Origin of the sequence: Fortiea contorta PCC 7126 (assembly GCF_000332295.1) — a bacterium.
GTDB lineage: Bacteria > Cyanobacteriota > Cyanobacteriia > Cyanobacteriales > Nostocaceae > Fortiea > Fortiea contorta.
In genome coordinates, this window is sequence record NZ_KB235930.1 from 2,868,986 (window position 1) to 2,882,258 (window position 13,273).

The window sequence follows — 13,273 nt, forward strand, 5'->3', positions numbered from 1 at the left end:
CTTTAAGCCCTAGCGGAGCGACTGGAGGACAACTGGGCCTCTCCATAAATATACTGCCCCAAGGCGTTAGCTTGTCGAGAAGGTGCCGCTAAATGAGCGTTAATTTTAGCTTCTTTCAGTAGACGCTGTACATCTTCCCAGAAGAATTCACCACCACCACCAGTGAGGATAACGTCTGTAACCCGTTCTGGAAGCCAAGCTAGCACTCGGCTAGAAATTTCTCGAGAAAACTGCTCGATCAAGTTGGGGAGAAAATCATCAAGATTAGTGGGCTTGCTGACACCGCGAGGACGGTAGAAACGTTCACCTTTGGGTTTGTTAACAGCAGAAATTAAAGCTAAAGACTGACTGTCTGCACTTTCTATTCCCGCAGCCACTAGTTCATAAAACTTATTCATCCCAAAATCTTCACTCTTGGAAGCACCTCGCGCAAAACGGAAGTTATCTACCATGAGAAAATCAATGGTTTGATGACCAATATCGACGATCGCCACTGATATTTTTGTAAAATCAGGGATGCTAACGCCTTTTTTTGGTTGAGCTTCAGACCACAGTAGACTACCATAGCCTTCTGGCATGACCCAAACTTTATTGATATTCAGGTTTAAAGATTCGCCTCGGAAGTTAAACACATGGGGGCCGCTGACTTGGCTAATTAACTGTGCTTTTTCTTTTTCAAATTGTTCTAAAGACAAAAAAGGCAAACCGAGTACAACGGAAATTTCGTCTTTAAGTTTGAAGTAACCAGCACTTGCTAAAACTTTTACTAGTGCATCTTCTACCTTGGATTGTCCCACTCCTAGGTTAGCCCCGAAGTCTGCTGCTAGTTGACCAACAGCATATCCACTACCTTGATACTCTAGCCACAGATCCATTAGAGGGTCGGTAGCCCGCGCTTCAAAAACACCCCCGTGTACTTGCTCTAGGGACATTTTCTTGACGTTGGCTGGGACAAATACCACATTACCCGGTTCGCGGCTGACACAAGTTTTTGTGGAAGTTCTGCCTAAATCAACGCTGAGAATAGCTTTTCCCCCAGTAACTGCGCCTCCAGGAAGGTTATTTGGCTTATTTACAGCAGCATTGATGGGTGTAGATGCCGATACTCTATTCATGGGGATAGCTGCGGCATTTATTGGAGTAGCGGCCGAAGGTTGGTCTGTCATGAAAGCTCCTAGTCCTAACTTAACTGTAAAAAGTTATCATGCTCATCTTACAAAAATGCGAGCTACCAGAAATTCCTGGTTGCGTCAAGTGTAGCTAGAAATACGCAAAAAATTAGCCTGGGTGGCACCTCTGGTGGGCTTTGCCAACGTGTGTCTAGCATTATTTGCCATAGTGTAGGCGAATTTTGGATATATTTAACACCTATCTTCACATCAACAGCTTGTATATTTCATTTTCTGGTACTTTTTTGCTTACGCTTAAACACCCAGACAGCAAATAACACCACCAAACCCCCAAGAACTATTTTGGATACAGGAGCAAGGTACTCGTCCACAAGTTGATACTGGGTGCCCAACAAGTATCCTGAGTATGTTAGCAGACCTACCCAGACAGCGCTACCCAGAGTCGTGTAAAATAAGAATGGTAGCAAATGCATGTTGGTAATACCGGCGGGAACAGAAATCAGTGTTCGTACTCCCGGTACAAGGCGACCAATAAACACAGCTTTACTACCTTGTCGGTCAAACCAGCGTCTGGCTTTATCGATATCTTGACCTGATACAGCTAGCCACTTGCCGTATTTATTAGCCCAAGCTTTGAGGCGGTGTTCGCCTAAAAATTTACCTGGGTAATACCAAACAAGCCCACCGAGAACGGAACCAATAAGTCCAGAAACAAACACGTAAATTATATTGAGTTTTGCTCCGCCTGGTTGATATGGACTAGCTGTAAAACCTGCCAACGGCATAATTAGTTCTGAAGGAATTGGGGGAAACAGGTTCTCCAGGAACATCAGCAAAGCGATTCCCAAATAACCTAAAGAGTTGATAGTATTAGTTATCCATTCGAGCATTGAGTCAGTTCCTGAAATTTTTGCACCAGTATGGTTGCCAAATTCAGCGTGAGCTTGCTCAAAAGTTAATTGTCCAAGCTTGTTGGAGTCAAGATAACTTGATTAGCTGAAATTGGCAATTGTACTGGCAAATAAATTGTGAGCGAATACTAGAGGGCAGACAGAAGAGGCCAAAATAGAAAATTAAAAAAATTTGATTTTTGGCGGATTGCCTGCCCACCGCTGTTAAACTGTCGAGGTTAATGATTGCACTCTTGATTCCGACTGCCAATCTAAGGGGTGACAGACTCTTTCTTCCAAAGCCATCTGCTCAATTAGACTTGCTAATCTCAGAGCTTTGAGAGCTTGTTCTCCACCTACTGAAGGCTGATTACCACCATGTACACAGTTGACAAAATGTTCCAACTCTGCACTTAAGGGTTGAATGTTAGTGGTGTAAACTTTCTCAATCACACCATCCTGTCTGTAGAGCACTTGGCGATGATCGTTGAGCGAGTTTTGGTTTGTTTGTCGGTGAATCAAAATTTCATTTTTGAGGAAATCCGCCTCAGTAAATGAATTTTTGCAATGAGCTACGATCTGGCGGATTTTGCGATGAGTCACCTTGCTGGCTGTTAAAGTAGCCACGATGCCATTGGCAAATCCCAAGGTAGCGGTGACATAATCTAGATAACCAGAATCGAGAGCGCGAGTCCCACTGGCGGTTAATTTCACCACTGGGGAAGCCGCGAGTTCCAGTAGGAGGTCAATATCATGGATCATTAAGTCCAGCACTACGGAAACATCATTCGCCCGATCAGAATATGGACTCATCCGGTGAGCTTCTAGCGCTAGCAGTTCTTCAGTTTTCAGGACTTTGCTCAGTTCTCTAAATGCTGGATTGAACCGCTCAATGTGCCCTACTTGCAGGATACACTGAGATTCGGCTGCAGCATTGACTAAGGATTCCGCCTCAGAAATACTGGCAGCGATTGGTTTTTCAATCAAGACATGAATTCCTGCTAGCAGACAGTTAATGCCCACGGCATAATGTAGACGCGTGGGAACTGCGATGCACACTGCTTCCACATGGGGTAGCAAGTCGCAATAATCTTCAAAAAATTTTACCTTGTATTTGCTGGCAGTTTCTAAGCCCCGCTCAACGTTAATATCTGAAACACCGACTAATTCGACATCCTTCATAGAACTGAGGACGCGGGTATGATGTTGCCCCATATTACCCACACCGATAACGCCTATGCGAATCGGTCGTGGCTGGTTGCGCTGTGTATATGGACTCGGTTCTGCCACTGGCATACTATTTTGCACTCTTATTATCTCCTCAACCACCAAATTTAGAGACGCTACGGTCGTTGGCCTTTATACTTAAATACCAGTTACGATCCGTCTAAAACCATCCAGATGGTAACATAGAGGTTCTGTTTATGAAGAATTTCAAAGTTTATTGTGGGTTCCCGCAATCTGGATGTCTTTTGTATAGTCAGTGATGAAATGAGCGATTTTTGCACTTTACACAAAATCCAATATGTCTTTTTATTAACTTAAAAAATTAAGTAAGACGTAAGTGGAAATTCTCAGGTGTCAGTTGGGTAATTAATTACCGGGATCAATATCTAATTGATACAATTGAAACCTAATAATTTTTTGTCTTGAAAACTACAAAAACCAAAACATTTCACACTGAGATAGCCGTCTCATCAAAAATATATTTGAAATTGCCACCAGTGATACGCTTAAATAATTTTTGCATAATTGTTTGCCACACCTACAAGTTTCAATACGCAATTTTTGATGCACATAGGTAAAAGTGATATCCTGCGGCTGTTGAGGATCGATAAATTGCCTGAAAATCGCCAATTTTGAAATTGAGATGAAAGCTGTAATTTTGTTGTCTGGAGGCTTAGACTCTTCCACAATTCTGTATCAAGCTAAAGCTGATGGTTGTGAGTGTCATGCAATTTCCTTTGATTACCAACAGCGACATCACCGGGAGTTACACTCAGCCCTGCAGATAGCGCAACAAGCGGGAGTGAGCAAGCATCAGGTAGTGAATTTTGATTTACGTCAGTGGGGTGGTTCGGCGCTAACAGATGATGCGATCGCTCTCCCACAGCAACGTTCTCTGGAGGAAATGTCGCAAAACATTCCTGTAACCTACGTACCTGCACGGAATACAATTTTTTTAAGTTTTGCTTTGGCTTACGCGGAGACTATCGCGGCTGAACGTGTTTATATCGGTGTCAATGCTTTAGATTATTCTGGATATCCTGATTGTCGTCCCGATTATATACAGGCGATGCAGGAGGTGTTTCGTTTGGGAACTAAACAAGGGCGCGAGGGACAAGCCATCACCATTGTTGCACCCTTGATTGATTTGAAAAAAACTGAAATTATTCAACTCGGTAATCAATTGGGTGTGCCTTGGGAGTTAACTTGGTCTTGTTATGCTGGTGGTGATGTGGCTTGTGGTGTGTGCGATTCTTGTCGCTTGCGGTTAGCGGCTTTTGCGGAATTGGGGTTGAAGGATGGGGTGGCTTATGCTGAGTGAGGGAATATTTTATTTTCCCTCCTCCTCCATCTGAGCTTCTGCTTCCAAGCGTCGTAGCTGGATTTGGTGCAGTCTTGGGCCGACAATAGAGATGACGGTGAATTCTAAATTTTGGTAAGAAAAGGTTTCGCCTTTGGCGGGGATTTTTTGTAACTGGTAGAGCACAAATCCTCCCAAGGTTTGGTATTCCTTGGCGAGGGGTAAATTGATATCTAAGACTTCGTTGAGGTCTTCTAGGTTGATTTGCGCTTGGATTAAAAATGTGCGATCGCCTAACATCTGAATCAGTAAATCTTCGCTGCTATCGAGTACGCCTGCGTCACCGATGATTTCTGCTACTACGTCTTGGAGGGTTACTAGCCCGACAATACTACCAAATTCATTGACCACCATGACCATCGCAGGTTTTTCTTGCTGCATCATGGGTAATAATTCACTCAGGGGGGTATGTTCTGGGACAAATCGAGCGGGACGTATCCAAGGCTGGATCGATGTTTCTAAGGTCATTTTCCCCACAGCCATTGTTTGTGCTAAGTCTTTGAAGTAAACTAAGCCGCGAATATCGTCTAAGGATTCGCCAATCACAGGATAGCGCGAGTGTCCAGTGGAAGCCATTTCTTTGAGTAATCGCCCGAAGGTGGCGTTTTTAGGTAAAGCGATGATGCTGGTACGGGGAATCATCACGTCGTGTGCTGTGACGTCTCCAAATTCAAAGACATTGTTGAGTAATTCTCGCTCTGAGAGCTGTAAACCTGTAGATTCTCGCTCTGTGGAGATAATTAACTGTAACTCTTCTGGTGTCACCGGTGGTCGCCAACCTTGACCGGTATATTCAATCCCAAAAAGTTTGAGTAGCCAATAGTTAGATTGGTTGAGAATCCAGATGAAGGGACTAAAAAAACGGACGATCGCTTTGACTGATGGCCCCAAAAACCTCGCTAGCTCTTCAGAATACAGCATTGCTACTGATTTGGGACAGAGTTCTCCCAAAACAATCTGCAAATAGGCGATCAAAAAGAAGGCTATGGGGATTGACAAGGAATGAGCAATGAAGTTATTGATACCGTTGGGTACAGGCCAAGAATTTAGCCAGGCTTTGATGAGTACGACAATGGAATTTTCGCCAATCCACCCCAAAGCCAAACTAGAAAGGGTAATACCTAACTGGGTGGTAGATAGCAGTCGGTCTATACTACGTTGCAACATTTCCACAGCGATCGCGGGAATGTCACCAGCTTTGACCAGCTGATGAATACGCGATCGCCTTACTGTCACCATAGAAAATTCTGCCGTCACAAAAAAGGCATTGATGGCAATCAGTAGCAGCACTGATAATAATCGCAACCCTATATCTGTCCAAATCAAGCTAGAAAAACCGCTCACCACTAATGATCATTTGAAACTTACGCTCTTTAAATTAGGGGTTAGGGGTTAGGGGCTAGAGAGTAAAACATCTATGTATTATTTTTCTAGTTCCCAGACCCTCACCCCCAGACCCTCACCCCCACCTACCTTTCAACCGGAATATTCGCTACTTCTAGCTTCAATTTTTGATCAGGATAATCTGTCAAAGCTAGTGACACTTTTTTGACATCATCTAGTAAGGCTGTGGGAATGCTGACTAGTCCTGAAAAAACCGGGCCGTTGGCTGGTAATTCTCCCGGTAAACCTTCGGTGCTAGCGCTCAAGGTTCGCCCTTTATCATCCGTGACATCCAAAAAACTATACAAAAAGCGCACGGAATCCTTACCTTTGTTCTGCATTTTCACTCTGAGTAATAAATCACCACCAGAGTAGCGAACAGATTGCACAGACAGAGTTACACCCTCATTTTCTGAGATCACGGGGAATCCTTTTTGGGGTTTTTCTTCAGCTATTTCTGGAGGTTTTTCCTCTGGTTTGGGCTGGCTGTTATTGGTTTCTTCATCATCTTCCTCTAATTTTTCCGATTTAGCAGCCTTGGTCTTACCCTCAATTCTGGCTCTGACAATTTTGAGAATTTCTTCTTCTTTTAAAAGCGTTAACCCTCCTTGTTGGGTGTTTGGTGCTTTATTGCTAGAAAATTTGGTTGCGGGGCGTCCATCTGGTGTTGTCACACCTTTGAGTGCTGAACTCCCTAGAGTAAATCCCCAAAAACTACTCAGGGAACCTGCTCCCAACATCAGGAATAATAAAATTAACGTCAGAAGTACGGTGGAATTTAATTTCATCTCTGGCAAGCTATTGCATAGGAATGCTGGTCTATTTAAAGGTATTGAAGCCAGCAGCTTCAATTCTTATAAGAACTTAATTAATATTAGTCTGGACTATTTCGCTGTCAAATTATGTAATATAAAAATCTGGTAGACTATAATCTGTAGCAGACAAGTTAGTAAACTGGCGCTACAATGAGATTTTCCCAGGGTTGGCCGAGCGGTTGAGGCAACGAACTCATAATTCGTGCAAGGCAGGTTCAACTCCTGCACCCTGGACTTCATAACTCTTAATTTTTGACTAAATCCTCACTCCTTGTTGAGGTGAACACTCAACGGTACTAAGTTACTTCATCACGGATTTGGGGGTTTGTGGAGACATTGCATCGCAACGTCTCTACAGGAAAAATACAAGGTTTCAGCTTTTAATTCACATCAGGTGTGAGTTAAAAATTTTGATGACTGGGGAATTGTCGCCCAGAGGAAGACTAAAATTGGTCAAAAGCTTGACTTAACTAACTTTAGCTTTTAGCCAGTTGGCAGGGAAGTTACGCCAAATAATTTGTTTCCGGGCTGATATGAGCAATATTGGGCGAAAATGAAATTTTTATTTTTCCACCCACCTTGCTGTCATACTCAGTAATTCTAGCGTGGTGGCGCAGTCTCAAACCGGAATTCAGTTCCAACTTTTAATTGATTGGCATTGACGCGGGGAGACATGAGTAATGATGTACCATAAGGGTTGGGTAAGTCGGGAGTGCGGATGTAGGGATCGTTACTTACCTGCTGCTTGAGGACATCTCGATAAAGAGTGTTGACTAATTCAGCATCGCGGGCGATTTCATTTTCTGGGAAGGAGTTGTGAACTGAACCAGCACCGAAGATGGAGTCTAGCTGACGCTTGTAGGTGGTGTTTTCGTAGAAATTGCGATCGTGTCGAAAAAAAGCTCTTTCAAATGCGTCACTAGCTGTTTCATAATTGGGTGCTGGCGTCTCAGCGGTGACAACGGCGGGGAAAGCAACAGTAGCAGTTAATAATATCAATAAACCGCTGAAGGTTTGAGATTTTATACCCACGTTCATGACTCCACAATTTTTGGGCGAATCTTAATTTATGCTTAAATGCAGAACTCTGTTGAGTTCAACCTTTGGTGTAGCACAACTTTTAATGTTTTGTAATGACGTATCCTACTGAAACCCTGACTGATTCAGATGCTTGGTCTGCTACTGCTGATTTAACTACTCTGCGCCACAATTTACTTGATTTATTTTGCCAACGTGCTTATCAAGAGGGTGATTTTGTCCTCTCTTCTGGACAAAGCAGTACTTACTATATCAATGGTAAACATGTAACACTCCATCCCCAAGGTGCTTTAGCTATCGGACGTTTATTGTGTCCTTTATTACCTACAGATACTCAGGCTGTAGCAGGTTTAACAATGGGGGCTGACCCTATTGTCACAGCGGTAAGTGTGGTTTCTGTGTATGAAAACCGACTGATACCAGCGCTGATTATTCGCAAAGAAGCCAAAGGGTATGGCACAATGGCTTATATTGAAGGCCCCACTTTGCCGGAAAATGCCAAGATAGTGGTTTTAGAAGATGTTGTCACCACTGGACAATCAGCACTGAAAGCAGTTAACCGACTACGAGATGCAGGTTATGTTGTGGAGCAAGTAATTGCACTGGTAGACCGTTTACAAGGGGGAGCCGAGTTATACCAAGCTGCGGGGTTGAAGTTTGCGGCGTTATTCTCGATTACGGAAATTCAGGCGCGGTATCGGGAATTAGGGAATTAGAGAGAAAATTGAGGTAGGCGATCGCTGTGTGAATACGTCTCTTAAATATATTTAAGTGCGATCGCACCTTGTGAGGTCAGGAAACGCTATTAGCTGTTTTATATTTAACTTGGATTTTTCAGTATTAATTGTATTTTATTATACCAAAAAAACGACAGTCAGTTTATGCTTTCATAAACCTGCTTTAGCTGGCCTAGCTAAAAATTTCATCAAATAACTGTAATTGCCAAGTTTGCTATAGTTACCATCAATAAATATTACATATTTTTCCCCTATTAATATTTATAATGATTGTAAATATTAACCTGGCATAACTAGAAACATAGCTTAATTAATACCGTGTGCAATTTTACACTTCATCAGATGCATCTTCAGTAATTTATTGATAGCTATCTACGATAAGGAGTCGCTAAAATGCTGAGGAACATTGCATATTCTCTGATTTCACGGAATTTTAAAGTATCTAAAGATTGGGAAGAACAATTAGATCGCTTTTTTTATCAAACGCACTTAGTTGATTTATTGAATAGATTAAAAATCAATTGCGTTATTGATGTCGGAGCTAACATTGGTTCTTATGCACAAAGCATGAGAAAGCTGGGCTATAAAGGATATATTTTCAGTTTTGAGCCACATCCAGAGATATTTGTTACTCTTAAGCGTAATTTGCAACCGGATAGTCTTTGTCGGGCATACGATTGTGCACTGGGAAGTGAGAATACCTCTGCTATCTTTAATTTAAACTCTTATTCAGAGTTAAGTTCATTCTTAGCACCTAATCCTGATATGCCAAAAACAGTTAATTCCTGTGAAGTAAATATCAGGACATTAGACTCGCTACTAAATGAGATCATTGCTTTAGTACCTGAGCCGCGAATTTTTTTGAAAATGGATACTCAAGGATATGATATGGAAGTAGTTAAGGGTGCGAACAAATGTCTAGATAAAATTCTGTGTTTGCAATCAGAAATATCTGTGCAGCCTAACTACGGTAATATACCTTCGTATTTGGATGTCTTGAAGTATTATCAATCTTTAGATTTTCGGCTGATTGATTTATTTCCGGCTTTTCGCAATCCTAAAGGTGGCGTTGTTGAATATGATTGTTTAATGGTGCGTGATTAAACATTCTCTCAACTAATGTTGTTGAATCCAAGTGTTCTGTTGAGCATTAAACTTGCATATTAGATAGAAATAAAACTTTTGTGGGCTGTTTAAAATTACCTTCATCTTCTGATCAGCGACATCAAACCATCCTGCCCTATAGCGATATCACAGTTTCAGCAGATTGTCCTGGTGCATGACGAGATCGAAGATGTAAGGTGATTTCTGTATCAAGTCGCTTGAGAAAAATGAGCAGTTTGCCCTCACTGAACCGTTGAAACTCTCCTTTCATCAAACGAGACACTTCTGGCTGAGGAATACCAAGAAGTTCGCTGATTTCACGCTGTTTCAGGTTGCGTTGTTTCAAAAGGCGCAGTACCTGAATTCCTATCTTACCCCTCGTAAAAAGTTCATCCGCATCCTCTAAACCGAGGTCAGCGAATACGTTGCCACTGCTGTCTTCAAAAACGGCTTCCTGTGTCATTGTTCTTTCTCCCTGGCTACCGCGTCTTTGTAGCGTTGTTTAATTAGATCAACATCAGCCTGTGGAGTTTTAATCCCCTGCTTTGATTTCTTTTGAAAAGCGTGCAGAACATAGATTTTTTCTCCAATCTTTACCGCATAGACTGCTCTGTAAGTATCGGTATCGTAGCGTTTGACAATTTCATACACGCCGCTTCCAACCCCTTTAAAAGGCTTCGCATCCATTGGTGTTTCTCCTGCTTGCACTAATTGCAGCGCATAGCCTACTGATGCACGCACCTCTTCTGGAAATGAACGAATATTTTTGAGAGAGTCTCCCATCCAAACTAGAGGTCGTAAAGGAATTTCTATAATATCGTCGTCATCATCCATTTTATATGAAATTTCCTATAAAACCAGTCAGACAATAGCATGAAATGTCCCCCGTGCCACCAGTTTATTGTTATAGCCCAGTAGTGGCGTGTCTAGGCGTAGCCGTAACGCACCGCGTGCGGAGGTCAAGACGGTGCGTTACTTCGTTAACGCACCCTACAAAAATAAAAATAAGAGTGCAACATTTTAGTCTTGACACGCCACTAGACAGTTTACTAAGCACTGTGAATAGTAATTCGGTGTTCTCGGCAAGTAAGCTCATAAATACTATGCAATTATACTGGTAAGCAGATTGCACCATGCAGCAACAATGGTAACGTCGGTAGTCTACAACCCACAGCACTTATTTGTATATTGGGGATTAAATGTAAAATTGCTCTTAAAGGTTTGATTGCATGGGTGCTGAGGGTGATATCAAACAAGAACGCGAGGCTGTATTTCAGCCAGAATTTATAGAAGATTTAGAATACTGGGTAAATAAAGATCGAAAAATAACACTTCGTATACTTAAAATAGTCAAGGAAATTTTGCGAGACCCTTTTGTAGGCATTGGCAAGCCTGAACCCTTAAAATATGAGTATTCGGGATGTTGGTCACGCCGTATCAATCAAGAGCATCGCCTTGTTTACTTAGTTAGCGACAACAGAATTGATTTTCTGAAAGCTCGATATCACTACGAATAAATATATTTAAAAACATAGAAAAAATATTCTGGAGTTCATAATTATCATGTCAATTAAAGTTACACCAGAAGAAGCAGCTAAAAATTTAGAGAGTATTTGCCATCAAGTTGTGGAAAATCATGAAGTTGTGAGAATTTGTCAACCTGATGGTAAAAATGTTGTGTTAATTGCTGAAACTGAACTGGATAGCTTATTAGAGACTCTTTATTTACTGCGTTCCCCTACAAACGCCACACGCTTACTCACTGCTTTACAACGAGCGAGAGCAAAAACTGTCGAGCCTCAATCTGTTAGCGAATTATACGCAAGGTTTGGTTTGAGTGAAGATGATAACAGCAGCGATATTGCCACAGCTAGTTAATAAGCTGAATATCAGTTGATTAGTATTAATACGAGTCAGTTTCTAGCTTTTTGAAAAATTTATAAATAATTGGAAGTGATTCAAGATTATCGCGTTTTCAAACTGAAAAATTATTGCCAACGAAAAACCAAGATCCCCGACTTCTTCAAGAAGTCGGGGATCTGAAAGTATTGGAAATATTGTTAACTAACTTTGCGTCACAATTTCCTTATCCTTCGCCAAAAACTTCTCTAACTCCGTCAACGCATCTGCATCAACTTTAGTTTGCATTGGACAGAACTTAGGCCCACACATAGAACAAAACTCAGCAGTTTTATAAATATCTGCTGGTAAAGTTTCATCATGATATTCCTTAGCTCTTTCTGGGTCGAGTGACAATTCAAACTGACGATTCCAGTCAAAATTATACCGAGCGCGGGAAAGTTCATCGTCTCTATCCCTCGCACCCGGGCGATGTCTGGCGATATCTGCAGCGTGGGCGGCTATTTTGTAAGCAATCAAGCCATTTCTGACGTCTTCAGCGTTGGGTAATCCCAAATGTTCTTTTGGTGTCACATAACACAGCATCGCTGTACCGTACCATCCCGCCATCGCTGCGCCGATCGCTGAGGTAATATGGTCATAACCTGGAGCAATATCTGTCACCAAGGGGCCAAGTACGTAGAAAGGTGCTTCTGAACACTCTTCCATTTGCTTGCGGACGTTGAACTCAATTTGATCCATTGGTACGTGTCCGGGCCCTTCTACCATCACCTGTACATTATCTTCCCAAGCTTTGCGGGTTAGCTGTCCAAGGGTTTTCAATTCAGCTAATTGAGCGGCGTCTGAGGCGTCGTGGGTGCAGCCGGGACGCAAAGAATCACCTAAGCTGAAGGAAACATCATATCTTTTGAAAATTTCGATGATGTCGCGGAAGTGGGTGTAAAGGGGGTTTTGTTTATGATGATGCAGCATCCACCGTGCTAAAATTCCACCACCACGGGACACAATTCCAGTGATGCGACTTCTAACTAGAGGTAAATGCTCAATCAAAATGCCGGCGTGGATGGTTTGATAGTCTACCCCTTGTTGAGCGTGTTTTTCGATGATGTGAAGAAAGTCATCGGGGGTGAGCTTTTCGATTGTGCCGTGGACGCTTTCTAAAGCTTGGTAAACTGGTACTGTGCCGATGGGAACTGGTGAAGCGTTGATGATGGCGGTGCGAATTTCGTCTAAGTTACCACCACCTGTGGACAAATCCATCACGGTATCAGCACCGTATTTCACCGCTAAGTTGAGCTTATCAACTTCTTCTTGCAGATTGGAGGAGTTAGGCGAAGCGCCGATGTTAGCATTTACCTTACATTTGGAAGCAATACCGATCGCCATCGGTTCTAAATTTGTATGATTAATGTTAGCAGGGATGATCATCCGGCCCCGTGCTACTTCCTCACGGATGAGGTCTGCGGGGAGGTTTTCCCGCTGGGCGACATAATGCATTTCTTCGGTGATCACACCCTGACGAGCATAGTGCATCTGAGTGACATTGCTCTGTCCACGCCGCTTTGCAACCCATTGTGTACGCATATTAAATTCCTCGATAAACAGCTTCCCTCCGCTGGTATTACCCAGACTCAGGTGTTAAGGGTGTAATCTCAGCCTGGTTATTTAGGCACCCCTAGCATGAAAGTTGATTGTACCACCTTGGTTATGACTGCGAGCAAGATGGTTA

At 42.5% G+C, this 13,273-nt stretch carries 14 protein-coding genes, 1 tRNA gene and 1 riboswitch; of the genes, 6 read left to right on the plus strand and 9 right to left on the minus strand.

Going from position 1 to position 13,273, the window contains the following annotated elements; translation table 11 throughout:
* Window positions 1–2 precede the first annotated feature (2 nt).
* From fcmB to MIC7126_RS0113295, 3 genes are all read right to left on the minus strand, one after another.
* Window positions 3–1,166, minus strand: a complete 1,164-nt coding sequence (fcmB, locus tag MIC7126_RS0113285; protein ID WP_026100228.1) for a filament morphology actin-like protein FcmB — start codon at window positions 1,164–1,166, stop codon at window positions 3–5.
* A gap of 230 nt (window positions 1,167–1,396) precedes the next feature.
* Window positions 1,397–2,020, minus strand: a complete 624-nt coding sequence (locus MIC7126_RS0113290) for a DedA family protein (protein ID WP_017653649.1) — start codon at window positions 2,018–2,020, stop codon at window positions 1,397–1,399.
* A 225-nt stretch (window positions 2,021–2,245) separates the two neighbouring features.
* Window positions 2,246–3,328: a Gfo/Idh/MocA family protein gene (locus MIC7126_RS0113295; RefSeq protein ID WP_026100229.1), complete on the minus strand. Its 1,083-nt coding sequence runs from the start codon at window positions 3,326–3,328 to the stop codon at window positions 2,246–2,248.
* 562 nt (window positions 3,329–3,890) lie between these two features.
* Here MIC7126_RS0113295 and queC point away from each other — a divergent pair.
* The gene (queC, locus tag MIC7126_RS0113300; protein ID WP_017653651.1) at window positions 3,891–4,568 is read left to right on the plus strand and encodes a 7-cyano-7-deazaguanine synthase QueC; all 678 of its coding nucleotides are present in this window, start codon (window positions 3,891–3,893) and stop codon (window positions 4,566–4,568) included.
* Window positions 4,569–4,577: 9 nt separating this feature from the next.
* Here queC and MIC7126_RS0113305 read toward each other — a convergent pair whose 3' ends face one another.
* Both MIC7126_RS0113305 and MIC7126_RS0113310 read right to left on the minus strand, forming a co-directional pair.
* Window positions 4,578–5,951, minus strand: a complete 1,374-nt coding sequence (locus tag MIC7126_RS0113305) for a hemolysin family protein (protein ID WP_040630215.1) — start codon at window positions 5,949–5,951, stop codon at window positions 4,578–4,580.
* A gap of 125 nt (window positions 5,952–6,076) precedes the next feature.
* On the minus strand, window positions 6,077–6,778 hold the full coding sequence (locus tag MIC7126_RS0113310; RefSeq protein ID WP_026100230.1) for a hypothetical protein: 702 nt from the start codon (window positions 6,776–6,778) through the stop codon (window positions 6,077–6,079).
* 188 nt (window positions 6,779–6,966) lie between these two features.
* On the opposite strand from MIC7126_RS0113310, the gene MIC7126_RS0113315 reads away from it, so the two are divergent.
* A tRNA-Ile gene (locus tag MIC7126_RS0113315) sits at window positions 6,967–7,039 on the plus strand.
* Window positions 7,040–7,405: 366 nt separating this feature from the next.
* On the opposite strand, the gene MIC7126_RS0113320 is transcribed toward MIC7126_RS0113315, so the two are convergent.
* Window positions 7,406–7,837, minus strand: coding sequence for a hypothetical protein (locus MIC7126_RS0113320; RefSeq protein ID WP_026100231.1), 432 nt, complete (start codon window positions 7,835–7,837; stop codon window positions 7,406–7,408).
* 101 nt (window positions 7,838–7,938) lie between these two features.
* Here MIC7126_RS0113320 and pyrE point away from each other — a divergent pair, with 101 nt between their 5' ends.
* Together pyrE and MIC7126_RS0113330 are read left to right on the plus strand one after the other, a co-directional pair.
* Window positions 7,939–8,559, plus strand: coding sequence for an orotate phosphoribosyltransferase (gene pyrE / locus MIC7126_RS0113325; RefSeq protein ID WP_017653655.1), 621 nt, complete (start codon window positions 7,939–7,941; stop codon window positions 8,557–8,559).
* A gap of 414 nt (window positions 8,560–8,973) precedes the next feature.
* Window positions 8,974–9,684, plus strand: coding sequence for an FkbM family methyltransferase (locus MIC7126_RS0113330; protein WP_017653656.1), 711 nt, complete (start codon window positions 8,974–8,976; stop codon window positions 9,682–9,684).
* 136 nt (window positions 9,685–9,820) lie between these two features.
* Here the strand turns inward: MIC7126_RS0113330 and MIC7126_RS0113335 are convergent, their stop codons facing one another.
* A complete protein-coding gene (locus MIC7126_RS0113335; protein WP_017653657.1) occupies window positions 9,821–10,147 on the minus strand; it encodes a helix-turn-helix domain-containing protein in 327 nt (108 codons plus the stop codon).
* Entirely contained in the window at window positions 10,144–10,518 is a 375-nt protein-coding gene (locus tag MIC7126_RS0113340; RefSeq protein WP_017653658.1) for a type II toxin-antitoxin system RelE/ParE family toxin, read from the minus strand. The genes MIC7126_RS0113335 and MIC7126_RS0113340 overlap by 4 nt, the downstream gene beginning before the upstream one ends.
* Window positions 10,519–10,913: 395 nt before the next feature.
* Here MIC7126_RS0113340 and MIC7126_RS0113345 point away from each other — a divergent pair, with 395 nt between their 5' ends.
* Window positions 10,914–11,201, plus strand: coding sequence for a Txe/YoeB family addiction module toxin (locus tag MIC7126_RS0113345; protein WP_017653659.1), 288 nt, complete (start codon window positions 10,914–10,916; stop codon window positions 11,199–11,201).
* A 46-nt stretch (window positions 11,202–11,247) separates the two neighbouring features.
* Complete coding sequence (locus tag MIC7126_RS0113350) at window positions 11,248–11,562, plus strand: type II toxin-antitoxin system Phd/YefM family antitoxin (RefSeq protein WP_017653660.1); 315 nt, start codon at window positions 11,248–11,250, stop codon at window positions 11,560–11,562.
* Between the two features lie 186 nt (window positions 11,563–11,748).
* On the opposite strand, the gene thiC is transcribed toward MIC7126_RS0113350, so the two are convergent.
* Window positions 11,749–13,128 carry a phosphomethylpyrimidine synthase gene (gene thiC, locus MIC7126_RS0113355; RefSeq protein ID WP_017653661.1) on the minus strand — a complete coding sequence of 460 codons (1,380 nt, stop codon included), beginning with the start codon at window positions 13,126–13,128 and terminating at the stop codon, window positions 11,749–11,751.
* Window positions 13,129–13,134: 6 nt separating this feature from the next.
* Window positions 13,135–13,231: riboswitch (TPP riboswitch) on the minus strand.
* Window positions 13,232–13,273 lie beyond the last annotated feature (42 nt).